Annotated in this window: 23 protein-coding genes; 8 read left to right on the top strand and 15 right to left on the bottom strand. The window is 54.5% G+C overall.

Features of this window, described 5'->3' with window-relative positions; all coding sequences use genetic code 11:
* Positions 1-172: 172 nt before the first annotated feature.
* The 3 genes from ABA45_RS06275 (at position 173) to ABA45_RS06265 (ending at position 4,364) form a co-directional block, all read left to right on the top strand.
* Positions 173-2,347, top strand: coding sequence for a DNA topoisomerase III (locus tag ABA45_RS06275; RefSeq protein WP_048384777.1), 2,175 nt, complete (start codon positions 173-175; stop codon positions 2,345-2,347).
* A gap of 117 nt (positions 2,348-2,464) precedes the next feature.
* The gene (locus ABA45_RS06270; protein WP_048384776.1) at positions 2,465-2,737 is read left to right on the top strand and encodes a hypothetical protein; all 273 of its coding nucleotides are present in this window, start codon (positions 2,465-2,467) and stop codon (positions 2,735-2,737) included.
* Positions 2,727-4,364, top strand: a complete 1,638-nt coding sequence (locus ABA45_RS06265; RefSeq protein ID WP_227506149.1) for a FecR family protein — start codon at positions 2,727-2,729, stop codon at positions 4,362-4,364. Before ABA45_RS06270 ends, ABA45_RS06265 begins: the two co-directional genes overlap by 11 nt.
* A 36-nt stretch (positions 4,365-4,400) precedes the next feature.
* Here ABA45_RS06265 and ABA45_RS19280 read toward each other — a convergent pair whose 3' ends face one another.
* Positions 4,401-4,865, bottom strand: coding sequence for a fibronectin type III domain-containing protein (locus ABA45_RS19280; RefSeq protein WP_227506148.1), 465 nt, complete (start codon positions 4,863-4,865; stop codon positions 4,401-4,403).
* Positions 4,866-5,024: 159 nt separating this feature from the next.
* Complete coding sequence (locus tag ABA45_RS06255; RefSeq protein ID WP_048384775.1) at positions 5,025-5,315, bottom strand: DUF6482 family protein; 291 nt, start codon at positions 5,313-5,315, stop codon at positions 5,025-5,027.
* A 193-nt stretch (positions 5,316-5,508) separates the two neighbouring features.
* Between ABA45_RS06255 and ABA45_RS06250 the strand changes: the two genes are divergently transcribed.
* Complete coding sequence (locus tag ABA45_RS06250) at positions 5,509-5,868, top strand: hypothetical protein (RefSeq protein ID WP_227506147.1); 360 nt, start codon at positions 5,509-5,511, stop codon at positions 5,866-5,868.
* Positions 5,869-5,897: 29 nt separating this feature from the next.
* Here the strand turns inward: ABA45_RS06250 and ABA45_RS06245 are convergent, their stop codons facing one another.
* The 13 genes from ABA45_RS06245 to pedF form a co-directional block, all read right to left on the bottom strand.
* Positions 5,898-6,647 (bottom strand): CLCA_X family protein, encoded by a 750-nt coding sequence (locus ABA45_RS06245; protein ID WP_048384774.1) that lies wholly within the window; start codon positions 6,645-6,647, stop codon positions 5,898-5,900.
* A gap of 210 nt (positions 6,648-6,857) precedes the next feature.
* On the bottom strand, positions 6,858-8,606 hold the full coding sequence (locus tag ABA45_RS06240; protein WP_048384773.1) for a PAS domain-containing hybrid sensor histidine kinase/response regulator: 1,749 nt from the start codon (positions 8,604-8,606) through the stop codon (positions 6,858-6,860).
* The gene (gene ercA, locus ABA45_RS06235; protein WP_048384772.1) at positions 8,590-9,753 is read right to left on the bottom strand and encodes an alcohol dehydrogenase-like regulatory protein ErcA; all 1,164 of its coding nucleotides are present in this window, start codon (positions 9,751-9,753) and stop codon (positions 8,590-8,592) included. The genes ABA45_RS06240 and ercA overlap by 17 nt, the downstream gene beginning before the upstream one ends.
* A 49-nt stretch (positions 9,754-9,802) precedes the next feature.
* On the bottom strand, positions 9,803-11,608 hold the full coding sequence (locus tag ABA45_RS06230; RefSeq protein ID WP_048388745.1) for an alpha/beta hydrolase family protein: 1,806 nt from the start codon (positions 11,606-11,608) through the stop codon (positions 9,803-9,805).
* Positions 11,609-11,678: 70 nt separating this feature from the next.
* Positions 11,679-12,836, bottom strand: coding sequence for a pyrroloquinoline quinone biosynthesis protein PqqE (gene pqqE / locus ABA45_RS06225; protein ID WP_048384771.1), 1,158 nt, complete (start codon positions 12,834-12,836; stop codon positions 11,679-11,681).
* A complete protein-coding gene (gene pqqD / locus ABA45_RS06220) occupies positions 12,833-13,126 on the bottom strand; it encodes a pyrroloquinoline quinone biosynthesis peptide chaperone PqqD (RefSeq protein WP_048384770.1) in 294 nt (97 codons plus the stop codon). The genes pqqE and pqqD overlap by 4 nt, the downstream gene beginning before the upstream one ends.
* Positions 13,126-13,881, bottom strand: a complete 756-nt coding sequence (gene pqqC / locus ABA45_RS06215) for a pyrroloquinoline-quinone synthase PqqC (RefSeq protein WP_048384769.1) — start codon at positions 13,879-13,881, stop codon at positions 13,126-13,128. The genes pqqD and pqqC overlap by 1 nt, the downstream gene beginning before the upstream one ends.
* Positions 13,878-14,813 carry a pyrroloquinoline quinone biosynthesis protein PqqB gene (pqqB, locus tag ABA45_RS06210; RefSeq protein WP_048384768.1) on the bottom strand — a complete coding sequence of 312 codons (936 nt, stop codon included), beginning with the start codon at positions 14,811-14,813 and terminating at the stop codon, positions 13,878-13,880. The genes pqqC and pqqB overlap by 4 nt, the downstream gene beginning before the upstream one ends.
* 56 nt (positions 14,814-14,869) lie before the next feature.
* The gene (gene pqqA / locus ABA45_RS18445) at positions 14,870-14,941 is read right to left on the bottom strand and encodes a pyrroloquinoline quinone precursor peptide PqqA (protein ID WP_007153157.1); all 72 of its coding nucleotides are present in this window, start codon (positions 14,939-14,941) and stop codon (positions 14,870-14,872) included.
* A 314-nt stretch (positions 14,942-15,255) separates the two neighbouring features.
* Entirely contained in the window at positions 15,256-16,776 is a 1,521-nt protein-coding gene (gene exaC, locus ABA45_RS06205; protein WP_041635106.1) for an acetaldehyde dehydrogenase ExaC, read from the bottom strand.
* Positions 16,777-16,968: 192 nt separating this feature from the next.
* Positions 16,969-18,744 (bottom strand): PQQ-dependent methanol/ethanol family dehydrogenase, encoded by a 1,776-nt coding sequence (locus ABA45_RS06200; protein WP_048384767.1) that lies wholly within the window; start codon positions 18,742-18,744, stop codon positions 16,969-16,971.
* A 209-nt stretch (positions 18,745-18,953) separates the two neighbouring features.
* A complete protein-coding gene (locus ABA45_RS06195; RefSeq protein ID WP_048388743.1) occupies positions 18,954-19,910 on the bottom strand; it encodes a substrate-binding periplasmic protein in 957 nt (318 codons plus the stop codon).
* 78 nt (positions 19,911-19,988) lie between these two features.
* Positions 19,989-20,417, bottom strand: coding sequence for a cytochrome c-550 PedF (pedF, locus tag ABA45_RS06190; protein ID WP_048384766.1), 429 nt, complete (start codon positions 20,415-20,417; stop codon positions 19,989-19,991).
* A gap of 313 nt (positions 20,418-20,730) precedes the next feature.
* Here pedF and ABA45_RS06185 point away from each other — a divergent pair, with 313 nt between their 5' ends.
* The 4 genes from ABA45_RS06185 to ABA45_RS06170 are packed head-to-tail and all read left to right on the top strand — an operon-like array spanning position 20,731 to position 24,445.
* Positions 20,731-21,906: an ABC transporter substrate-binding protein gene (locus ABA45_RS06185; RefSeq protein ID WP_048384765.1), complete on the top strand. Its 1,176-nt coding sequence runs from the start codon at positions 20,731-20,733 to the stop codon at positions 21,904-21,906.
* Between the two features lie 42 nt (positions 21,907-21,948).
* Positions 21,949-22,923 (top strand): YVTN family beta-propeller repeat protein, encoded by a 975-nt coding sequence (locus tag ABA45_RS06180; protein WP_048384764.1) that lies wholly within the window; start codon positions 21,949-21,951, stop codon positions 22,921-22,923.
* On the top strand, positions 22,920-23,645 hold the full coding sequence (locus ABA45_RS06175) for an ATP-binding cassette domain-containing protein (protein ID WP_048384763.1): 726 nt from the start codon (positions 22,920-22,922) through the stop codon (positions 23,643-23,645). The genes ABA45_RS06180 and ABA45_RS06175 overlap by 4 nt, the downstream gene beginning before the upstream one ends.
* Positions 23,642-24,445: an ABC transporter permease gene (locus ABA45_RS06170; protein ID WP_048384762.1), complete on the top strand. Its 804-nt coding sequence runs from the start codon at positions 23,642-23,644 to the stop codon at positions 24,443-24,445. The genes ABA45_RS06175 and ABA45_RS06170 overlap by 4 nt, the downstream gene beginning before the upstream one ends.
* Positions 24,446-24,683: the final 238 nt, after the last annotated feature.

The raw sequence follows: 24,683 nt of genomic DNA, 5'->3' as shown, positions 1-24,683 counted from the left end.
ACTCTTCGTTGCTTGTATATCAACAGTCTACTATATATCCATCGCTAAACCCGACAACCTTGACAGCGTTGCGGCGAACCGCCACATTCGCAGCGAACACGGGTAGCGGGCCACTCTTAAATTCAATCTTAAATTCGCACTCCACGTCAGTTTCAAGCCAAACGGGAACACCATGCATCTTTATATAGCCGAAAAACCCAGCCTTGGCCGCGCCATCGCCGCTGCCCTGCCCCAACCCCAACAAAAAGGTCAGGGCTGGATTCGCTGCGGTAATGGCAGCAGTGCGGTTACGGTCAGCTGGTGTATCGGCCATTTACTGGAGCCCGCCGAACCCGCCAGCTATAACCCGGCCTGGAAGAACTGGCGCGCCGACCAGCTGCCGATGTTCCCGGAAAAATGGCAGCTCACTCCGAAAACCGGCGTTGCCGCCCAGCTTAACGTACTGAAATCGCTGATTCGCAAAGCCAGCGAAATCACCCACGCCGGTGACCCGGACCGGGAAGGCCAGCTGCTGGTAGACGAAGTGATTCGCTACGTGGGCACGGATGCGCCCGTAAGGCGCCTGCTGATTAACGATTTAACCCCTGCCGCGGTAGCCAAAGCACTCAAGCAGACCCGCGATAACAGTGACTTCCTCCGGCTGTCAGATTCGGCCCTGGCACGCCAGCGCGCAGACTGGCTCTACGGCTTGAACCTTACCCGTTTTTATACTCTGCTCTATCAAACAAAAGGCCAGCAGGGCGTTTACTCCGTTGGCCGGGTGCAAACCCCAGTGTTAGGCCTGGTGGTTAAACGCGACCAGCACATTGAACAGTTTCAGCCCCAAGACTTTTTCCCGCTGGAAGCCTATTTTCACGGCATGGAAGAAGACTCTGACACCCGCACTTTTAGCGCGCGCTGGGTGCCAGGTAAAGATTACCAGCACCTGCTGGACAGCGAAAACCGCTTGCTGGATCGCAACGCAGCGGAACAGGTCGCCGCCGCGGTTGAGGGGAGACCAGGCAAAATCTGCGAATCCCGCTTTCGCGACCGCTCAGAGCCGCCACCACTGCCCCTGTCACTTTCGGCGTTGCAAATCGAAGCCGGTCGATTGTTCCGCATGGCCGCTAAAGAAGTGCTGGATACCGCGCAGAGTCTGTACGAACGCCACCAACTCATTACCTACCCACGATCTGACAGCCGTTACCTACCGCTGGAACATTACAATCAACGTCAGCAGGTTATAAGCGCTGTCGGCAAGGTCGATACCGACCTTGCCGACGCCTGCAACACAGCCGATTTACAACGAAAAACCGCAGCTTGGAATGACAAAAAAGTGGACGCCCACCACGCCATTATTCCCACTAGCCGGAGTAACGCGGGTGCCACGCTATCTAGAAAAGAAGCCCAGATCTACAATTTGATCAGTCGCTATTACTTAATGCAATTTGCAGCAGATGCCATCCATCGCGAGGGCAAATTGGGAGTAACGTTAGGCGACCACCTGTTCCGCACCTCAGAAACCACTGTTTTACAGCCCGGCTGGAAAGCGCTTGAACTGAAATTGCGCGACGCCAAAACCAAATCTGAAAAACCCGCACTGCCTCGGCTGGGCACCGGCGATCCGGTACTGTGTGACGGCACTCAGGTGTTGCAGCAACAAACCCAGCCCGCCAAACACTTTACTGACGCGACGCTGCTGGCAGCAATGACTAACATCGCGCGCTTTGTTGACGACCCGGAACTGCGAAAAACGCTGCGCGAAACGGATGGACTGGGCACCGAAGCTACCCGCGCCGCTATTCTGGAAACCCTGTTCAAGCGCGACTACCTATTTCGTGATGGCCGCCACATCCGCGCCAGCGATAAGGGTAAAACCTTAATAAACGCGCTGCCAGACTCTGTCAGCAAACCCGACCGCACCGCCGTTTGGGAAGCCACATTAGAAGCTATTCATCGCGGCGACGCGCAGCCGCAACAGTTTCTAGATTCCCTGAAACAAGAAATTCAGGGATTTGTTGGTTGCCCGTTACCGCTAGCTCCTGACGCGGCCGAGGTAACGACCAACCCCGATGCCCCACACTGCCCCAAGTGCCGCGCAGGCATGGTTGAGCGCAAGGGCAAATTCGGCGCCTTTTACGCCTGCGGCCGCTACCCGGGTTGCAAAGGCACCCGCCCGTTGGAGGACCACAGTCCAGAAGATGGTAGCAGCCAAAAACCGGTTCCCTGCCCATTCTGTTTTTCGCCCTTGGTCAGGCGTAAAAGTAAAAAAGGTTGGTTTTGGGGCTGCAGCTCCTTCCCTGCCTGCCGTCAAACAGTAAATGATGTAAACGGAAAACCTGACCTGCCAACAAAACCGGCTATATAATGGAACGGAGCCCGATGCCGGATTTTGCGACACTGATTTAGAGTTCACGAGCGTTAGAACAAATAACGCCGGAAGACCGCTTGCTGAACAGCCACTTACTTGTTGCAGGAGAGCTAGATGCGCATTGCGTTGCTTGAGGATGGGCCGGAGCAATCTCAGCATGAACAGGGCATTATTTGCAGACGCCGTCAGAGTTGCGATGCTTTCGAAACAGGTCAGCATTTTCTGAGTGTTGTACTGCACAACAATAACGATTTACTGGTGCTGAACTGTCAGATTTCGGGCATGTCCGGCCTGTCGCATCGCAGCCAGCAAGCACAAAGCCGTAAAGACCAAAAGCTATACAAAGCTGCAGTGCCAGCGCAGGTGATGGCAGCCTATGACGGATAAAATGCTGCGTAGTAGTCTTTTAGTCGTGCGTATTTTACCACTGCTCTTAGTTACGCTACTTTACAACACATCGTTACAAGCCCACTTGCCCCTTGCGATGGGCTCGGGTGTGCCCGCAAACAGCTCGGGCACGGCACTCGCTGAATGGGTTTACACCCTGCAAAAAGACGACAGCGTTCAGCAGCTAGCCACGCAGTTACTGGCCCCACCCCACAACGCCCAGCAATTGCTAAAACACAACAGCCTGAACGACGCTCTGCTGCCGGTAGCAGGCGAGCAGATGCGCATTCCTATGAACTGGTTAAAACACCAGCCACAGCCCGCCCGTGCAACCTCTGTATCTGGTCGGGTACAACTGCTAACCAGCAACGGCCAGCGCCGGCCACTGACTATAAACACACTGATCCGCGCGGGTGACGAGTTACTGTCTGGCTCCGGTAACACCACTGTCACCCTGGCCGAAGGCTCTGAAATCCGCCTGTCACCACATTCTAGACTGGCGTTTAACCGCATGACCCAGTTTGGCAAGCCAGGCATGATTGATACCCGCTTGAGGCTGAATCGTGGCGAAGTTTTTACCAACGTAAAGGAAGTGGTCAGCGGTGGCAGCCGTTTCGAAATTGAGACTCCCTCGGCAACAGCCGCGGTGGATGGCACTCAGTTTGCGATTCAGGCAAACGATCGGGGCACGAATTTGCAGGTTATTAATGGCGACGTTCATTTTGGCCAACAGGGGCACTCCGTAGACGTGCCAGCGGGTTATGGCGCCCACGTAACCACACAGCACGGCGGCGATGCTCGCCTGTACAAACTTGCACCACCACCCACCGTTGCCAACCTGCCGGCCATTCTGCGTAAGCTGCCCGCAGAACTACAATGGCAAAGCCTTGCGAAAACTCACAGGCTGGATATTTTTGATACCGGCAGCGGGCGATGGGTAGACAGTCGCACACTGGCTGGTAACCGTTTTGACATAAGCCGGCTGAACAACGGCCACTATGAAATTCAGCTCGCGGCATTAGACTATCAGGGCATAGCGGGTTTGCCTGCGGTTGTGCCATTCAACGTTGACCTTCAAGCCCGCGCCGCCAAATTGTTAGAGCCTATCGACGGCAAGACCACCACCAATCAGCCCGAATTTAGCTGGGGCCTAAACGGCGACAACGAAATCGCCCAAATTCAGATTTCAGCCACGCCGCAGTTCGAAAATCTGGTAGCAACCAGCGAGTGGGCACAACAAAGCGAAGCGCAGCTATCGCAACAACTGTCTCCCGGCCAGTATTACTGGCGGGTTAAAACCGAAGCCGGCGGCGACTCCACTGCCACCAGCAACGTCCACGGTCTGATCATTGACGGCAGTTTGCCACCGGTGAAAATCATCTCAATAAACTACTTGGATCAGCAGGTGCGAATATTCTGGGAATCAGTGGAAACAGCCACCAAGTATCGTTTGCAGCTTTCTGCAGACCCGGATTTTTATCCGATTATCAAGGAAGCAGATATACCGGGAACTAATGCAGGCTTGCGCCTGATTCCCGGAAAGCGGTATTTTGTGCGGCTAAAAGCACTTTCTGACGGGCCATTGGCAAGCCGCTGGGGTCCGGCAAGGGAAATATATATCGATTGACGGTTGAATAGGCATCAATGTATGCAGCGTGACCTGTTAGACGGAGATAGTCTTGCTGACAACGGCTGAAGGTGAGCTTAGCAGCCCATTGTCATCTCTCGCTTGGACAGTGAAATACCAGGTACCAGCAGACAGATTTTCAATGGTGTAAGACATGTCGATCAGACCGGCCGCGCCGTCAAAGATTGCAGAGCGATTGAGGTTTTCGGCACTGGTGCCGTAACGAATTTCGTAGCTGGCCAAGTCTTGACCACTTAAAGTATCACCATTTACTCGTGTTACAGGCGCCCTCCAACTCAAAGTCGCCTGATTCGCGGGAGAACTTTCTGTGCTACGCGCCGGACTAACTGCGGTCGTATTTGCCGTAGCCACCACCGCACTTGGCTTCGCTACACCAGCAGTATCCGACTCATCTCCACCACCGCCACAGCCCGACAACAAAATCAACATTCCGCCAAAAACCAGGCTTCGATACGATACGCTGCTGATCCGATTTTTCACTTTAACACCACTTTGTCACCATTTTTTGCATTGTAACAAAAGTGGTGGATGTATGATGTTAGGCAGTCCTCAAAAGATACGCCGAAATCGCCATAATTGTTGGCCGTACCAAATTGCGCCAAAAAACCAGAAAAATAACGAAGGCAGCCTGGCAATTCGCTAAAACTGAACCCGCATAGGCTCAGAGCTGGAGTCTGGCATACCGATCATCTCGTCCGTTCCAGTTGGCGGAATCAGGTCGAACTCCGCCACAATAAAACCTCGCATGACTTCACGTGCAACGCAAGCACCTGCAAACAACACCGCTTTATCCTGATCATTAGCCAAAATATAGCCCGAACCCCCAATATAAAAGCGAACCATGTAATACCGACCCTCCATGGACACAATTTCAACCAGGCTGATGGGTTCGTGCCTGCGGGATTTCAGTTCGCCAAGTGTCATGTGCATAGACGATGCTCTCGCATTGAGTTGAGTAAAATTTACGCCAGCTTCTGAATTGCAGATCATTCGGAAGGTTGAGAATGGTGTTACACTAGTCATCTGAGCAGCCGGGTAAGCATCCGTTTGTCGTATCCATTTCGATAAAAAGGTCTGCACTCTCGCCAGTTGCATTCCCAAAAACCCACTTCTGGAATGCAAAATGTTCGCGATTGATCGCCTGTCCGCAATAATTCCAATAACACCCGACGCTAGATCCGATGTTTGGAAATTGAGCTGCATGCTCATGGATGCCGGGCCTGTCGCGCTATCAACCATAAATTTGCGTGTTGGCATGCTGTTGACGCACGCTCCCTCAAATCCAAAAGTTATTTTGGAAAACCGCCGCATGGTCGCAGAAAAACTCGCTGCGCTTTGGGACACAGGGCTAGAGGTGCAAATGGCGTGGTTAGATACGCTATCCGGTGGCCACACCCCTTGGTGGACAACCAGCTTGCGCATCCTTGAACCCCTTCTTAAACGTGCTATCGATAACTCAAAACGCCTTTCTTCCGAAAGCTGATGCAGGCGCAACCAGAGCGATTACCGCTCTCATTGAGCTTGGGTCTGTTCCCGATATAACGCTTTACCCAAGGCCTGGAAGTAGTTTCCAAACGCTTCGTTGATCGCCGCTCTGTGCTGGCCCCTTGGGTACAGCCCCGCTTTTGCCTCATCCGAATAAACAGTGCCACTCACCAGAAACCTGTTGCTGGGCCTGCTGTCTTCGACAAAGGCTTCAAAAGCCCGTGCGCAGAGCTCCTCCGGTCGAGCGTAGTACAGCAACTTCAGTTTCTTGTCTGCTTGTTGCGAGCACTGAAACTGATCACTGGGTTGAGTGCCGCTCTCGTTCAGTAAAATGGTGCGAAAGCAGTGTTCCAGACATTTGTTTAATGGATGTTGTTTCTGTTTTTTGCTGTCAAGCCATGCACCAGATGCAAAGCCGTTCTTGACCGGGTCGTGAAAGGCCTTGTTGCCCATATAATGGTCGAAAGCATGAAACCACTCATGGGCCAAGCTACCTGCGCCGGCATTTTTAGCCAGCGCCAGTTGCCGTGTCGCCGGAATATAGTGTGCAGCCACGCCGGGGCGCCCACCAATGCCGTACTGGAGGCTAAGCGTGCTCCTTAACGAAATTAGCAGCTCTGGACTCTTAAGAATTGTCATCAAATCACACAGCGCCTGGTAGAAGCGCACTGCCGCAAAATCACGCTCTTCTGGCGTAACCCAGCGACCGACTTCAATACTGCGAAAATCAAACTGGCGTCTGATCGTGACGAACGATGTCGCGGTGGAGGTCATCATGATTTTCACCGATTACTGTTTATATATACAGTATTCTGAAGTGAAATCGCAGATGGGTCAAATCTGCAAACTAAAAACCAACGAAGGTCGTGTTCGACCAAAGTCACTTTCAATGACCAATTTGGTCTTATGTACAGAACAACCCTGGCTTAATAGCAGCGGCTCGTTCGTCACATAAAGCCGGTGGTGCAAACGATCGGGGACACTGCGTTATTGCACAGACAACAAACTCGTCAGCAACGCCCGCAAACGGTTGGGTTTTACCGGCTTGTTTAAAATCGGCAACCCCTGCGCCCGCATGAGCGAGCGCAGTTCATCGCCCCGGTCTGCGGTAATCAAGGCCGCTGGCACAGGCGTACCCAGTAGCGTCCGTATCGCTGAAATGGCCTGCCAACCCGTTTTTTCATCATCCAAGTGGTAATCTGCGAGCAGCGCGGCGGGTACGTTATTTGTCTGCCGCAAATACTCCAAAGCCTGATGTTCGTCAGGACTGGCGATGACTAAACAGCCCCAGCGCTCCAGCAACAGCTTCATACTGGCAAGTATGGCCGGCTCATTATCAATCACCATGACCAAAATACCAGCGAAGCCGTGAACAAAGCTGGGCACAACTTCAGCGGCCGGCAACGTGGCCCGACGGGCTGATTGCATGTCCACGGGCAGCACCAACGCAAACCGCGAACCTCTGCCCGGCCGCGAAATCACGTCTATCTGGTAGCCCAATACCGACACCATTCGTTCAACAATCGCCAGCCCCAACCCGGCACCTTGGCGACCGCCGGTTCCTTGCGGCAACAATTGATGAAATTCGGTAAAAATATCCTTCAGTTTACTTTCGTCAATACCCACACCGGTGTCCCACACTTCAATACGCAGGCTGTCGCGGCGGGCTCTCAATGCCAGCAGAACACGGCCGCTGAGGGTGTAGCGAAAGGCGTTGCTCAATAAATTACGAAGAATGCGGGTAAGCATGCGCTGATCGGTTTTTATCAACGCCGGAATAGTGCGAACGTGGAACCGCACGCCAGCATTAGTCGCCACCGCTTCGAATTCTTCACCCAGGCTTTCGGCCAGAGCGGCAACATCGGTCAGTATCAAATCCGGCATCATGGCCTGCTGGTCCAGTTTTGAGATATCCAGCAAATCCGCCAGCAAGTCTTCGGCACCTTCAAGCGCGCGATGCACCTGGTGCACCATCCTCGCCTCTTCCGCCGGCAGCGCGCTTTCCTGCAGCGCCGATATGGTCAGGCGCGCAGCATTCAGGGGTTGCAGCAAATCGTGGCTGGCCGCTGCCAGATATTTGTCTTTGCTGCGATTCGCATCGCGCGCGGCTTGCGCTGTAATAACCAGTTCGCGCTCGACTTTTTCTCGTTCTGCAATCTGGAAATGCAGCCCAACGTTGGCGTTCTGCAGCGCCTGGGTGCGCTCTTCTACCCGGCGCTCCAAGTCTGCGTTGACCTGCACCATCTTCTGCTGCGCTTGCATTCGCTCGGTTATATCCGCCACAAACGCTTCAACCACTTCTGGCCCTAGATCTGGCCGCCTGAGCAGGGTGATGGCGACATTGACAGGCGTCGCATCGGCGCGACGCAGGCGAATTTCGCGGGCGCTCAGACTCCCCCTATCGAGCAGTTCCTGACGCAATGCATCGAACTCATTGGCGCTGCAAAAAAGCTGTTCACGCAAGCGAATAACCCGGGCTTGCAGGTCTTCAGCACTGACGTAACCGCAGAGTTTGGCCATGGCCGGGTTGCAGGCCAGAAAACCACCGCGTAAATCACCCTGAAAAATACCGTGAAGTGCCTTTTCAAATAGCCACTTATAGCGATTACGCTCTTGCTCTAACTCCTTAAGGCGGTCTTGCAGCGCAAGGTAGTAGTTCTTGCGCACGGACTGGCGACCCAGCCCCAACAAATCACCCACCTCATAACCACGGTCGTCATCAAAGGGCTTCTTCATACACAACCTGAACATCTCTGAGTGACGACTTGCGAGGATTGGTCAAAATACACGGGTCCTGTAATGCAAAACCAGAGAGAGATGGAATATCAGACACCCTGACCCCCAACTCTGACAACTTGGCCTCTAGCCCCACGGCGCGCTTGAGCTGAATAATGCGACTCATCAAGCGTTTCTGAATTTCGGTCTGGCTCATGCCACGAGTGTCGATATTCATCGCTTCTGCAATACGACGAAAGCGCTCTTCCGCAGAGTGGAAATTGTAAGCAACCACGTGTTCCAGCAAGACGGCGTTGCATAGTCCATGAGGCAAATCCAGAAAACCCCCCAAACTGTGGGACATAGCGTGGACCGCACCCAAGATGGCATTGGAAAACGCCAGACCGGCCTGCATAGACGCCAACATGATCTGCTCGCGTAAATACGCATCGGCGGTATTAGCCACTAATGGCTCCAAATTGCGGTTAATCAGCCGGATCGCTTCCAGCGCGTTAGAATCGGTCAACGGACCGCTGCCTGTAGACACATATGCCTCTATAGCATGCACCAAGGCGTCAACGCCGGTGCAGGCAGTAAGATAGCTGCTCATGGTTTCGGTCACTTCGGGATCAATCAGCGAAACATCTGGCACAATCGCTTTGCTGATAATGGAAAATTTGAAGCGACGGGCAGGGTCAGAAATGATCGCAAACTGTGACACATCAGCCGAGGTTCCAGCCGTGGTCGGAATCAGTATCATCGGTGGCGGCGGGTTTACGATGGTGTCCACCCCTTCAAAATCCAGAATATTGCGGCCATCGCTGACCACAATACCGATGCCCTTGGCACAGTCCATGGGGCTACCGCCGCCAATGGCCACAATCACATCGCACTCGGAGGATTTGTAGAGCTCGGCACCGGCCATAACCTCGTCGACGCGAGGATTCGCCGAAACACCCGTGTAAACTGTGATACGTATGCCGGCATCGGTCAGCAAGTTAACGATTTCGCCCACCCAGCCGGCAGCCGCGACGCCGGGATCGGAAACCAGAAATACATGTTTTGCGCCAAAATTACTGGCAAAGTTAGCGACAGACTTCCTTGATCCGGCTCCGAATACGATCTCTGGCGAGACAAATTTTCTTAAAGCGGAAATGTCGTGACCCATGAACAAGCACTCGACGTTAAGTTTATTTTTGTAAGTAATACCCGAGAGTTTAACTCAAGCTTTCTATGCATTCATCGGTGTTTCGACCATGCCGTTGATAAAAGCTATAAAGTGCCTCTAGCATGGCCGCCTGATTCGCCTGTTGTACAAACCCGTGGCCCTCGTCCTGGAACCAGTGAAGCTCTGGCTTCTGACCGGCTTGTTCCATGGCCGCGACCATCGTGCGGGTCTGTTCGGGAACGACCACTTTGTCTTGCCCGCCCTGAAAAAAAATCACTGGCGCTGCCATTATTGCCGCGCGCAATCGCGGCGTCCGTTCCTGCCAGCGTTGCGGATGCCGTTTGGGACATCCCAACAACCAGTCCAGGTAACCGGATTCGAAGCGGTGGGTCATACGCCGCAGTTGCATAGGATCGGTCACGCCGAACTGGCTGGCGCCAGCTCTGTAGCGCTGGCTCAGGCTTAAGGCCATCAATGCGGTATAACCGCCAGAACTGCGGCCCTGGATAAACACCTGGTTACCATCGGCGTGGCCTGCGGCAACCAGGGCATCTGCAGCCCGCGCCATGTCTTCCACATCAATGTCACCCCAGCGCTCCGCCAGTGAAAGCCGGAACGCCCTGCCATACCCGGTGCTGCCACGATAGTTCACTTCCGCCACGGCAAAGCCTCGCTGGCACCAGAACTGAATCAAAGGGTTGAAGACCGGATAAGCCGCGGAGGTTGGCCCACCATGGGCAACCAAAATCAGTGCCGGTGGCGAGTTACAGGATGTCAGAGGCGAATATAAAAAGCCTTGTGGCGCAGTCGTTTCCTGTGCAAGGGTCGTGACTCGAAACGATACTGGCTGCGCCAAAACGTGCCCGGGCAACGCTGGTTCGCCACCGGCCACGACACTCGCCTCAGCACTTTGCGGGTCTATTCGAAGCACTGCATCCAGGTGGTCCGAAGAACGCGCAATGGCATAGAGAAAGTCGCCACTGGTGCACAAACTGCGAAAATCGCTGAACGCCGGCGCAATCCGTATAGGGTCTGGATGGCCAAAGCCCGACAACCACAGCTCGCCGCGGCCGAGGTTATAATGAGTGCGAGCCCAACCTCCGCCCGGTAGCGGGCAGTGGTGAACTTCACCCAGCTGCCAGGGTGCATTGGCGTGGTCACATTCGAGCACCGCGGCTTTTGTCCAGAGGCTCACGGGGTTCTGGGTGTCGAGTTGCCAAGGTTGCCACCAGCCCTCATGGTCAGACATAACCCAAAGGTCCTGCCCCGCAAACACTGGCTGCTGAATAGACGCGGGTTGGGGAGCGCTATGCGCCCGAGGGTTTTCCAGTGTGCCATTAACCGTTATGTTCGCCGTCCACACACGGGTTTGCAGCCAGGGCATATCGGGCAGTTGCCAGCTCACCCAAGCAATTTGTCGGCCGTCTGCCGACAACGCAGGCGCACTGTAAAAATCTTCGCTCTGGTGCAGCACCGTCAGCGTGCCATCGCGAGCCACCGCCACCAGTTGTTGGCGACCATTCGCCACACCCTTCCCAGTTTCGCGTACCGCCAGCACCCTTTGCCGCATTGGATCAGCCCGCAATCCGCCATAGGCGGCAGTATCGGTCGTCAGCGCCTGGCTTTGCTCTACACCCAAGGAAATAAAGTGGATGCGTTGATCGTTGCTAACGGCAAACACGCCGCCCGGTGCGGCAGCCAGGACCCCACCGCCGTAGCCATTTACCTGACTGCGAAGATTCCGCAGATTCGTACCCAACGCCAACACTAGCCCTTGATCATTCAGGTGCCATATCCGGCTAGCGCCAGTTTCGGGTTCGTTTTGTAGCCAGAATACGCCAGCGCTTGACGCCACCAAACCGCTGCGCTGGATATAACCAGCACAAGCCTCGGTGGCGCTCAGTAAGCCTCTGACTGACGGCTGACTAACTGCGGAAGAACATGCGGGAGTTACCTGCGTTGCGATAGGTCAGTTCCTCAATGCCTGCGGTGGCATGGTCGGCGGCCTGGCGTGCCGCAAGGATACGGTCGTGGTGGGCCGATTTGCTGCACACCGGATCGGCATTATCGGCGTTACCGGTTAGCAAGAAAGCTTGGCAGCGGCAGCCACCGAAATCTTTTTCTTTTTCATCACAGGACTGACACGGTTCCGGCATCCAGCCGTCACCGCGATAATGATTGAAGCCCGGGCTATCGTACCAGATGTGTTTTAAATCGTTATCGCGCACATTGGGAAAATCGATGGGCAACAAACGCGCGCTGTGGCAAGGCAGCGCTGCACCGTCCGGTGCCACTGTCAAAAACAGACTGCCCCAACCATTCATACACGCTTTCGGGCGCTCCTCGTAATAGTCGGGGGTGACAAAAATCAACTTCATGGCCGAACCGTCGTGCAGCAGGCGAGCACGATATTGATTCACTTCACGCTCGGCCTTCTCCAACTGCGATCGTGACGGCATCAGCCCTTCGCGATTTTTGAACGCCCAACCGTAATACTGGCAGGTAGCCAACTCTACGAAATCCGCCTCAAGGCTCTCACACAGCGCCATAATGTCGTTCATCTGATGGATATTGTGGCGGTGAATCACAAAGTTCAGAACCATGGGGTAGCCGGCTTCTTTCACCGCCCGTGCCATTGCCAGCTTTTGTTCAAACGCCTTGCGAGAACCGGCCAAAGCATTGTTCAGCTCTGGGTCTGAGGCCTGAAAACTGACCTGAATATGGTCCAGCCCGGCGCTGGCGAAGGCCTCTACTTTGGCATTAGTCAGGCCCAGACCCGACGTAATCAGATTACTGTAGTAGCCCAAGTGCCGAGCTTCAGCAATCAGCTCTTGAAGATCTTGACGCACCAGCGGCTCACCGCCGGAAAACCCTAACTGGGCCGCGCCAATCTCTCGCCCTTGGCGCAGCACTTTCACCCATTCTTCCGTGCTGAGTTCACGCTCGGTCTGTGCGAAATCCAATGGGTTTGAACAGTACGGGCACTGCAACGGGCAGCGGTAGGTCAGCTCCGCCAGCAACCATAGCGGTGGCCCAATGGTGGCCACTTTCTGGCCGGTCAGCATGGATGAAGGCATATTCATGAAAGTTCGATCCAATGTTGTTCGCGGGCGTGTTGCAGAAACTCGTTAACATCGTCCGCCAACGACCCGGCCTCGGGAAAGGCCTGTTCCAGCGCACTAACAATGTCCTGCACGGAGCGCTGGCCGTCCACTTCGCGCAGAATAGCGCCGGCGCTTTCGTTAAGCTTCACCATGCCCTCAGGGTAGAGTAACACATAGCCGTTCTGTACCGGTTCCCATTGAAAGCGGAAGCCACGGCGGAAACGGGGCACGCTTCCAGCTGCTACCCCAACGGCTGCTGAGTCTGCCATCACAGCCCCCTGTGCCAGACTTGCTGATCGGTAACCGTATGGAACGGCGGCGTTTTGTGACTGTAGGCCATGGTCAGGGCGTCCAGCAAGCTCCACAGAATGTCCAGTTTGAACTGTAAAATCTCGAGGGCGCGAGCCTGCTCGGTAACGCTGGTGAAATGCTCCAACGTAATCGCCAGGCCATGCTCCACATCGCGGCGGGCTTCTGAAAGGCGCTTACGGAAGTAGCTATAGCCGGCCTCATCAATCCACGGATAATGTTGTGGCCAGCTGTCCAGACGAGACTGGTGGATTTCTGGCGCAAACAGCTCGGTCAACGAGGAGCAGGCCGCTTCTTGCCAAGTCGCGCGGCGCGCAAAGTTCAAGTAGGCGTCCACCGCAAAACGCACGCCGGGCAGCACGTGGCGCTGGTCAATCACTTCTTCCCGAGTCAGCCCCACGGCTTCCGCAAGGCACAGCCAAGCTTCAATGCCGCCCACATCACCGTCGTGACCATCGTGGTCAAGAATGCGCAGCAACCATTGTTTGCGCACGCCAGCGTCGGGGCAATTGGCCATAATGGCCGCGTCTTTGCGCGGTATCATTACCTGATAATAATAGCGATTGGCCACCCAGCCCCGGATTTGCTCAGGGCTGCACTGGCCGCCATACATGGCCTGATGATACGGGTGATGAATATGATAGAGCCGGCCCTTATTGCGTAACGCCTGTTCAAAATCCGCGCGATTCAGGGTGGTGTTCACAATGGCGTTCATGGCGTCCCCGACAGATCTATATGCATTCCGTCCCAGGCCACCTCGATTCCGTGCAGCGCCAGCTGCGCTCGCTCGGCGGAGTCCTCGTTCAGAATCGGATTGGTGTTGTTGATGTGTATCAGAATCTTGCGCCTGGCCATCATAGTGTCCAGCACTTCCATCATGCCACCAGGGCCACTCTGGGCCAAATGGCCCATGTCCTGACCCGTTTTCGTGCCAACTTGCTGGCGAATCATTTCGTCGTCATGCCATACCGTGCCATCGACCATCAACACATCTGCCTGGCGCATCCATTGAAGTATATGCTCGTCAGGCTTGCCCAGCCCCGGTGCGTAAAGCACGGTAGCTCCGGTGCGTGTATCCTCGATAAACACGCCAATATTGTCACCGGGGTGCGGCTGGTCGCGGCGAGGCGAATACGGTGGCGCGTTGCTCAGCAGCGGAATAGCGGTCAGTTTCAGATTCGGCGCACAGGGAATAACAAAGCCTTCGGCCGCGCCGTCACCAAGGGCAATTTCTTGCCAGCGTAACCCACCGTTCCAATGTTCCAGCATCGGAAACAGAGGAAAACCAGAGCTAAGGTCTTCGTGCACCTGTGCGGTACACCAGATGTCCAGCGGTAGACCTTCACGCAGGGTCAGCAGGCCGGTTGTGTGGTCCACCTGGCTGTCGATCAAAAGGACGGCTGCAATACCGGTGTCGCGCAGCGCACGCGCCGGCTGCATGGCAGGAAACGATGCCAGTTGGGCACGAATATCGGGGGAGGCGTTAAAGAGAATCCAGCGTTCGCCGTCTTCACTAACCGCTATGGATGATTGGGTGCGTGCGTGGGCGTTAACAGTGCCTTTTCGCAAACCGTCGCAATTCGCACAATTGCAGTTCCACTGGGGGAAACCGCCGCCTGCCGCTGAACCAAGAACCTGAATATACATAAGCAGAAGCTCCGGAAGTAAAACAGCCAGCGCCGGAGCGCTGGCTACTTCAGACTTCAGCGGTTGGCGAAGTACATAGTGACTTCGAAACCAATACGCAGATCTTCATAAGCTGGCTTTGTCCACATAATGCATACCTCTTTTATAGTGATTGTTTGCGCATCAAGGGAATATCGGCTCTTTCACCTCTTCCCTGAATCCCATCGTAAAGGTAGCAGCAAATGACCAATATGGTACTTTCGCACTGTTTTTGGCGCGCCTTAAGTTGCAATTGCGATGCCCTGAAAATACAGCCGTCCAAGAATGCAGCGCGACAAAAACCAAAAAAGGCCCACGAAGGCCTAAATTAGAACAACACACAACGACCCACAAGGGCCCTTCAAAAGGAAAAGCCCCGGCGAAAGCCGGGGGCAGTTCACACATTCAGCGCGCAACCCCGTGTTTAGAAAAAGCCCAACGGATTTATATCGTAGCTGGTCAACATGCACTTGGTCTGCTGATAATGATCCAACGCCAACTTATGGGTTTCTCGTCCGATACCGGACTTCTTATACCCACCAAAGGCGGCGTGGGCAGGATACGCGTGGTAGCAGTTTATCCAAACCCGACCGGCCTGTATGTTGCGACCCATGCGGTAAGCCACGTTAGTATCGCGGGACCAGACACCTGCGCCCAAGCCAAACTCGGTGTCATTAGCGATGGCCAGCGCTTCTTCCTCGGTTTTGAAGGTTGTTACCCCCACAACCGGGCCGAAGATTTCTTCCTGGAACACCCGCATCTTGTTATCGCCCTTAAACAACGTGGGCTGGATGTAGAAGCCGTTAGCAAATTCGCCTTCCAGGTGCTCACGACCGCCACCGGTAAGTACTTCGGCGCCCTCTTGCTTACCAATTTCAAGGTATGAAAGAATCTTGTCGAATTGTTCTTTGCTGGCCTGAGCGCCTACTTGAACATCGGTATCCAGCGGATTACCACGCTTGATTGCGTTGGTGCGGGCAACCACTTTTTCCATAAACTCGTCATACATGTCTTCCTGCACCAGGGCGCGGGACGGACAGGTACACACTTCACCCTGGTTGAAGAACGCCAGAACCAGACCTTCCACGCACTTGTCGATGAATTCCGGCTCGGCTTTCATCACATCTGCGAAGTAAATGTTTGGTGATTTTCCACCCAGTTCCACGGTGGAAGGAATAAGGCTCTCAGCAGCGCACTTCAGAATGTGAGAACCCACCGGTGTAGAGCCGGTAAAGGCGATTTTCGCAATACGCTTGCTGGTCGCCAGCGCCTGGCCGGCTTCAATACCGTAACCATTAACCACGTTAAGCACGCCCGGCGGCAATAGATCGCCAATGAGCTCCATCAGCACCAATATGCTCGCAGGCGTCTGCTCGGCCGGCTTTAATACGGTGCAGTTACCGGCCGCCAGGCAAGGACCCAACTTCCACGCTGCCATCAGAATAGGAAAGTTCCAAGGGATGATTTGTCCAACCACACCCAGCGGCTCATGAAAGTGATAGGCCACGGTATTATGGTCGATTTCACCCATATGGCCTTCCTGAGCACGGATACAGCCGGCAAAATAGCGGAAGTGGTCAGCGGCCAGTGGAATGTCAGCGTTCAGGGTTTCACGAACGGCTTTGCCGTTGTCCCAGGTTTCTGCAACCGCCAGCAACTCCAGGTTTTCTTCTATGCGGTCCGCTATTTTCAGCAAAATGCGGGAACGCTCCTGTACCGACGTTCGGCCCCAGGCCGGCGCCGCCTTGTGCGCAGCATCCAATGCCAGCTCGATGTCTTCGGCTGTGGAACGGGGAATCTCACAAATTACATCACCGGTAATCGGCGTGATGTTATCGAAATACTGCCCCTTGACTGGAGCAACCCACTCGCCGCCAATGTAATTTCCATAACGCGCTTTGAAAGAAACGACCGAACCTTCCTTTCCTGGTTGTGCATAGATCATGGTTTCGACCCTTTTTTGTGTTTGTTGCTCACCAACGTGGGCTTTCGTATTCACCCACCCAATGTAGATACTAAACCTTTATCGGTGAATGATGCGATAGGGGTGAAAAACTCATCCCTTAGTACTAGTTGGCGCCAGCCGGCTGATCAGCAACTCCAGCCCACTGGCGCCTGCTCTCATCACACTCAGGAATCACTTGCTGGCAACACGATCCTTCGGCAACTTGAAAGTCCAGACCATACCGCCCTGGTTGAAATCTTTGACTACTTTGGCCACTTCACCACCCCAAAGCGGAACTGCGCCGCCCCAACCCGATGCTACCGAAACGAACTGCTCGCCATCCATGGTCCAGGTCACCGGGGTGCCTACCACGCCTGAGCCGGTGTTGAATTTATAGAGTTCTTCGCCGGTTTTGGCATCAAATGCTTTCAGGAAGCCTTCCGGAGTGCCAGTGAACACCAGGTTGCCAGCGGTGGCCATTACCCCACCCCACAAGGGTGCCGGGTTTTCATAACGCCACACTTCCTCACCGGTTTTTGGATCCATAGCTCGCAAAACGCCAATGTAATCATCATTTGTTGGTTTGATGGTGAAACCTGCGCCCAGATACGCTCCGCCTCTTTTGTAGGATACGGGCTCGTTCCAAATGTCCATAGACCACTCATTGGAAGGCACGTAGAACAGGCCCGTGTCTTGGCTAAAAGCCATCGGCATCCAGTTTTTACCACCAAGGAACGATGGCTGCGCCAACACTGTTTCACCTTTCATACCCTCGGCTGACGACGGGTCACCCGGGCGTCCACCTTCGGCAAAAATCGGTCGACCGGTTTTTGGGTCAAGCCCGGTTGCCCAGGTGATTTTGTCTACAAATGGAAAACCGCGAATGAAATCGCCATTTTCACGGTTCAAAACATAGAAAAAGCCGTTGCGGTCAGCGGTAGCCGCGGCCATCACGGTTTTGCCATTTTCTTCGTAGTTGAACGAAATCAGCTCGTTAACACCGTCATAATCCCAGCCGTCGTGGGGCGTGGTCTGGAAGTGCCATTTGATACTGCCGTCGTCTGGATCAATGGCAAGGCGAGAAGCCGAGAACAGGTTATCGCCCGGGCGCAAATGCGAGTTCCAGGGCGCCGGGTTGCCAGTACCGAAAAATAACGAATCGGTGTCGGGGTCGTAAGTGCCGCCCAGCCACGTGGCCGCGCCGCCGTTCTTCCACATGTCTCCAGGCCAGGTTTTACCCGCTTCACCGCCAGAGATACCGTTTTCAATAGCCTTACCATCTTTATAAACGTAGCCCATGTGACCTTCTACCGTGGGCCTGGTCCAAACCAGATCACCGGTTTCCGGATCGTAGGCTTCCACTTTACCCACTATGCCAAACTCACCACCAGACACCCCGGTAATCAACTTTCCTTTCACCACCAGAGGGGCTGCAGTAATGGCATAGCCTGCCTGGTAATCTGCTACTTTTTTAATCCACACGGGTTTGCCAGTGTCTTTGTTCAAGGCCACCAGTTTGGCATCCAGAGTGCCGAAATAGACTTTGTCGCCGTACAAGGCAACGCCGCGGTTGACCACGTCGCAGCAAGGCATAATGCCATCCGGCAGGCGAGCGTCGTATTGCCATATTTCTTCGCCAGTTCTTGCGTCAACGGCGTAAACCCTTGAATAAGAGGCGGTTACGTACATCACGCCGTCTTTAATCATCGGCTGGGATTCCTGACCGCGCATTTTTTCGCTGCCAAAAGAAAACGCCCACGCGGGCTGTAAATAGCGGATGTTTTCCGTATTCAGATCTTCAATGGTGCTGAATCGTTGCCCTTGAGTACCCATGCCATAGCTGACGATGTCTTCAGGCGTGTTGGCGTCATTAAGAATGTCTTCGTCGGTTACCGCCTGGGCCCCGCAGGAAACGGCTAAAGCCAGGGCACTGACGGCAATGCGGATGCCGAATCTATTCGATTTCATGGTTGCTCTCTCCGAGTCTCTTGTTGTCGGTTTTCGGTAAGTCGGGAAATTTTCCCGCCTCTATACAGATTCTTTGCTTTGCCGCTGCAATCAACAATCAGTCCCCGGGCGTGGTTTCCTCATCACTTGGTCGTACTACCCACAAAAAACCCACGTCAGAGGCGTGGGTTTAAACCAAAATTGCGATAGTAAGCCATACGCAACGGGTACTAGGGTTTACCTTCAGCCTGCGCAATCGCTTCTTCGCTTAGGAACGCCTGATAATACTCGGGCACGCTGTAGCGCAGGTTAACGTCGGCAAACAACCCTGCCATCTCCCCCGACTTAACAATGTTGCCAACAATCTCCTCAAGCGCATAGCCCAGCTGTCGGTGTGAGCTCTTGATGGCCATCCCCACATCCCAAACTTGCTTACCAATACCGGGAAAAGCATTACCCGCCTGCCTGAACCCACTGTTTTCGGCTTTCGACAACTCATGATCAATTTCAGCGCGCATGCCCATAACGGCGCTGACGTCGCCATTACGCATGGCGTTGAATGCCTCATCAACGTTGGTGTAGTGGCGTACCTGGTCGCGCAGACGGCCGTTCAGTCCGGAGGTCAGGTAGAAGGCCGGCAAGGTGTCGATTTCTACACCAATCGGGTGGTACTGAAACATGGCGATGGTTTCCACCGAATCCATCTTTTGCGGGTTGTAGGCGATTTGCCAGGTTTCCTGCTGATAGGGACCAAACAGCACAACCTGCTCGTTCATGTACTCGCCCGTAGAATCCTGCATGTAGGCGTATTGTTTGTCGTAAGGCACCCTCATCATTACGTCTGCCAAGCGTCGCTTGGCCAAATAGTGCCCTTTCCAGACGTTATTGCGCAGGTCGTCCCCCAAGTTTTCGTCCGGCACAATCCAGTGCACCCTGAATTCCACACCCATAGCGGCAGCAATGCGTTTGCCCAGCTCCACATCAATACCCTGGGGTTCGCTGTTCACCAGGTAAGAATAGGGTGGAAAATTCTGATATAGCCCCACTTTCAGATAACCGGACTCAATAATAATGTCGTAATTACGCTCAGCAGGCCGGTTCAGCAGCATGTCGCCGTCATCCACTTCCTGAGCTACACCGGTTTGAAACACCAGCATCATTACCAGACATCGTAACAGCGCTTTCATTGCTTTCTCTCCAACAGCAAAAAACCGGCGCGGTGCCCAGCCCGGTAACAAACAGAAAACGTCTTTGGCTGGCACCCTTTACTCAGGCTTTGGCAAGGATTCAACATACGTTCTGATGGCCCAGATCGCATTCTGATCCAACGTTTTTTTCCACGACGGCATGCCCCGATCGGTGCCATTCTGGACCCGGCTCATATAGTACTCGTCGTCCCATTCTTCGAGTTCGCGCAAATCTGGCGTCAGGCCCCCAGACATCGCCCGGATACCGTGGCAAGCAGCACAATTGCCGGCGTAGGCGCTTTCGCCAATCTGAACGGCCAAGGCGCTTGCCCCACCGTGGGAACCGCCCTCGCGGAACGGATTTTCAACCAAAATGTCAGCGCCCAGCGTCGGTAGATCGCCGGTATCTACCGCTTGCGGGGTGACGTTGCCGTGCGCGATAACCAAACCCGCTGCGCCTAACAAGGCCGCCGTTGCCAGTGCTTTAAGTGAAAAAGAGATTGCCATGGTTGTTACCTCTGTTAATTCCCCGTGCTCTGGCTATTGGATTTGTGTGACGCCAGTTAATGTAATAAGTGTAAAAAACTCGTCAGCAAATCCGAATGCCACTTTGGAGGTTTCGGCTTAGTTCCTTAGTAGTAGTACACTCTGCACTAAGGCCAAAACGCGAGGGAGCCAACGCAAGCGTTATCACCATGCTAAGCAGGCTTCCTATGAGCGGAACAGTCCTTTAGTACTGCCAGTTTCCTACTTTCTGAATATTCCCGGGACTTTTCCCCTTCACTAAGCTGATCACACAAGAAAAAAGCCGGAGAGCCCCATGTTTCGATCTGTATCCCTGATCGCCACGTTTCTGTTTATCACATTGGCTCAATTACCTTCCGTTGCGGCAGACACGGTTGAGGTAAACGTCGGCTACGTGCAGTTGACGCCAGACTCAGGCCCGGTGCTATCAAACGTGCTTCCCGAGCCAGCGGATGCAGGCCTGCGGGGCGCCGAACTGGCTATGGCTGACAACAGCACCACCGGAAAATTCATCGGCCACCGCTATGAACTGACCCCCTACGTGGCTGATTCGGAACAGGCCGCCATTCTTGCGTTTGAAAATCTCCAGCAAGAAGGTGTGCAATTGTTTGTGGTCAACGTACCTGCCAGCACGCTGGCCGCCATGATGGACAAAGCCACGGCCGACACACTGGTATTCAACGCAGGGGCTGCAGACGACGCACTGCGCACCCGCGAGTGCCACGACAACTTGCTGCACAGCATCCCCAGTTACGCCATGCTCACGGATGCCCTTAGCCAGTGGCTGCAGCTACGGCGCTGGAACGAGGTGTTTCTAATCACAGGCCCGACCGAAGCCGATGTGGCCTGGGCCGATGCCTTTCGCCGCTCAGCCAAGCGCTTTGGAGTGAAAATCATTGAAGACAGGCCTTGGACCTTTGATGCCGATTTGCGCCGCACGGCCTCCAAGGAATTGCCATTATTCACTCAAGCCAAAGATTACGATGCGGTGGTGGTGGCCGACGTGCGCGGTGATTTTGGCGAGTACGTGCCGTTTAACACATGGCTGCCACGGCCGGTGGTAGGCACTCAGGGCATGTCACCCGTAGCCTGGCACCGGGTAGTAGAAAGCTGGGGCGCAGCGCAATTGCAGAGCCGTTTCAATGATTTGGCGGGCCGCGATATGAACAGTGCAGATTATGCCGCTTGGGCCGCCGTGCGCTCTATAGGCACCGCTGTCACACAGATTGGTAGTGCCGATGCCCGCAGCGTTCGCCAGCTTATCTTCAGTGAGCGTTTTCAATTGGCGGCTTTTAAGGGCCGGAAGCTGACTTATCGCCTGTGGAATGGCCAGCTGCGCCAGCCTATTCCGCTGGTGCACCCACGGGGGCTGGTGGCAACCGCGCCGTTTGAAGGCTTTATTCATCCGCTTACGGAAATGGATACCCTCGGTTTTGATGAGCCAGAAAGCACGTGTCGTATTAACGGCTGACCGCCTGATCGCTCGCCATTCAGAATAACAAGGAGCTCCTCGATGAAATTGCTGCTCAGAAAAACCGCTTTTGCCGCCCTGATCGGATTGTCCGTGCCTGCGATGGCAAGCGTGGCCTATGTGTCCAATGAAAAGGACAACACACTGTCTGTTATTGACACAGAAACAATGGAAGTTATTGAAACCATCAACGTTGGCGCGCGGCCGCGGGGCATTTTATTGTCCAAAGACTTCACCAAACTGTACATCTGTGCCAGCGACGACGATACCGTTCAGGTGCTGGACCTTGCGACCCGCAAAATCATCGACACCCTGCCCTCGGGTGAAGATCCGGAGCAGTTCGCGCTGCACCCTAACAACAAGCATCTGTATATCGCCAACGAAGACGACGCCATTGTGACCGTGGTGGACGTAAACACCAAAGTGGTTCTGGCCCAGATAGAGGTAGGCATTGAACCCGAAGGCATGGCCGTAAGCCCGGACGGAAAATGGGCAGTAAACACCTCAGAAACCACCAGCATGCTGCACTGGATCAACACCGAAACGTTTAAAATCGAGAAGAACATTGTGGTTGGCCAGCGCCCGCGCCACGTGGAATTCAGCAAAGACAGTAAGGTCGCCTGGGCCTCCGCCGAAATCGGCGGCACCGTGCACATTATTGATGTGGACAAACTCGAGCAAATTCATGAAATGTCGTTCAAAGTGCCCGGCGTAAATCAAGACCGGGTGCAACCCGTGGGGATTAAGCTAACCTCTAATGGCAAGTACGCTTTTGTCGCCCTAGGTCCCTCTAATCACGTGGCTGTGGTAGATGCCAAAACTTACCAAGTGCTGGACTACCTGCTGGTGGGCAGCCGAGTGTGGCAGCTGGATTTAAACAAAGACGAAACCCAGCTTTACACCACCAACGGTGTGTCTGGCGATGTGTCGGTTATTGATCTGGAGGATATGAAAGTCATTAAATCCATCAAAGTAGGCCGCTACCCCTGGGGTGTGGTTATCGACCCAAACTCATGACACTGACAGCACGGAATATTGGTTTTTGCTACGGCAGCAAACCGGTACTGACCGACATCAGCTTTGCGCTCGACAGCGGATGTTTCCACGCCCTGCTAGGCCCCAATGGGGCTGGCAAGTCGACTCTTTTTGGCTTGTTGACCCGGCTCTTGGCGTTGCAGCAGGGTGGCATCCTGTTCGCCGGACAGTCTCTAAAAAAACACCCCGCCGAGGCCATGCGCCAGATCGGCGTGGTGTTTCAGCAAAACGCGCTGGATCTCGATTTAACCGTGCGCCAAAACTTGATGTATCACAGCGCGTTGCATGGGCTTTCACGCAAACAGGCGAGGCTACGGGGCGACCACGAACTGGAGCGCTTCGGTTTGCTGGACAGGGCCAGCGATCCCGTAAGGACGCTGAACGGGGGCCATAGGCGACGGGTAGAAATTGCCCGTGCTTTGCTGCATCAACCGACACTGCTGCTTTTAGATGAACCCACTGCGGGGCTGGACATCGCTAGCCGCAAGGCACTGAACGACCACGTTCGCCAACTGTGCGCAGACGATAACTTGACGGTGCTCTGGGCCACCCACCTGATTGAAGAGGTTGCAGCACAAGACCGGGTGTTGATTTTACACCAGGGAAGGCTGCTAGCCGATGGCCCCGTGCAAGAACTGTGCAGCCGGTCAGGCACCACTACCCTGGCTGAAACCTTTGAATTGCTCACCGGAGTTGGCTCATGAAACCCGCAGCCTACTGGCATTGCTTTGCCGGCATTCAAACCCGTGAATGGCTGCGCTTTTGGCAACAACGCACCCGGTTTGCCAGCGCGTTAGTGCGCCCACTGCTGTGGCTGGTGGTGTTTGCCGCCGGTTTTCGCGCCGTCCTTGGCATTTCCATTATTCCGCCCTATCAAACCTATATCACCTACGAAACCTACATTGCACCGGGCCTGTGCGGCATGATCATTCTGTTCAACAGCATGCAGGGCGCGTTATCAATGGTGTACGACCGCGAGCTGGGCAGCATGCGGGTGCTGTTGATGAGCCCTCTGCCACGGCCCTTCCTGCTGGTCACAAAACTGCTGGCCATGAGCGCGGTGTCGGTGATTCAGGTCTATATTTTTCTATTTGTTGCCTTGTTGGTGGACGTGGAACCGCCGGTGTGGGGTTACCTTGCCGTGCTGCCGGCACTGGTTTTAACGAGCTTAATGCTGGGCGCGCTGGGCCTGCTGATTGCCACCTGGATCAAGCAGCTGGAAAATTTTGCCGGGGTGATGAACTTTGTCATTTTCCCGATGTTTTTCATGTCCTCCGCGCTCTATCCACTATGGCGCATGAAGGAAGCCAGCCCCTGGCTGTATTGGGTGTGCCAGTTCAACCCGTTTACCCACGCGGTGGAAACCATTCGTTTCTCGCTGTATTTGCAGTGGAGCCCTTTAGCGTGGGGAGTAAGTGCGGGCGTTACCGTGGTACTGGTTATTTTGGCCACGGCTGGCTTTCAGCCGCAGCGAACCAAAATACTGGGCGCTAAGCCAACCTGAATATTGAGCTGCGCCAGGGCAACAGGCGATGTTCCTGAAACAAAGACCCAATTCGAACCAGAGCGACGCGTAAAATTGTACTTTGGTGCCTGTTTTTTGGTGCGATGGTCGCATTCAGCTCAACACCGATATAACGTGTAATTAATTCATTACAATAAAATCCAGAGGTCCGAAGGCCACACTGGCCGCAGGAAACTCGTTGCCCCGAGATCGCTATGCTAACCAAGCTGCATGCCAC

Source organism: Marinobacter psychrophilus, from assembly GCF_001043175.1.
In the GTDB taxonomy this organism is placed as follows: domain Bacteria; phylum Pseudomonadota; class Gammaproteobacteria; order Pseudomonadales; family Oleiphilaceae; genus Marinobacter; species Marinobacter psychrophilus.
This window is presented reverse-complemented; position numbering and strand designations above follow the sequence as displayed.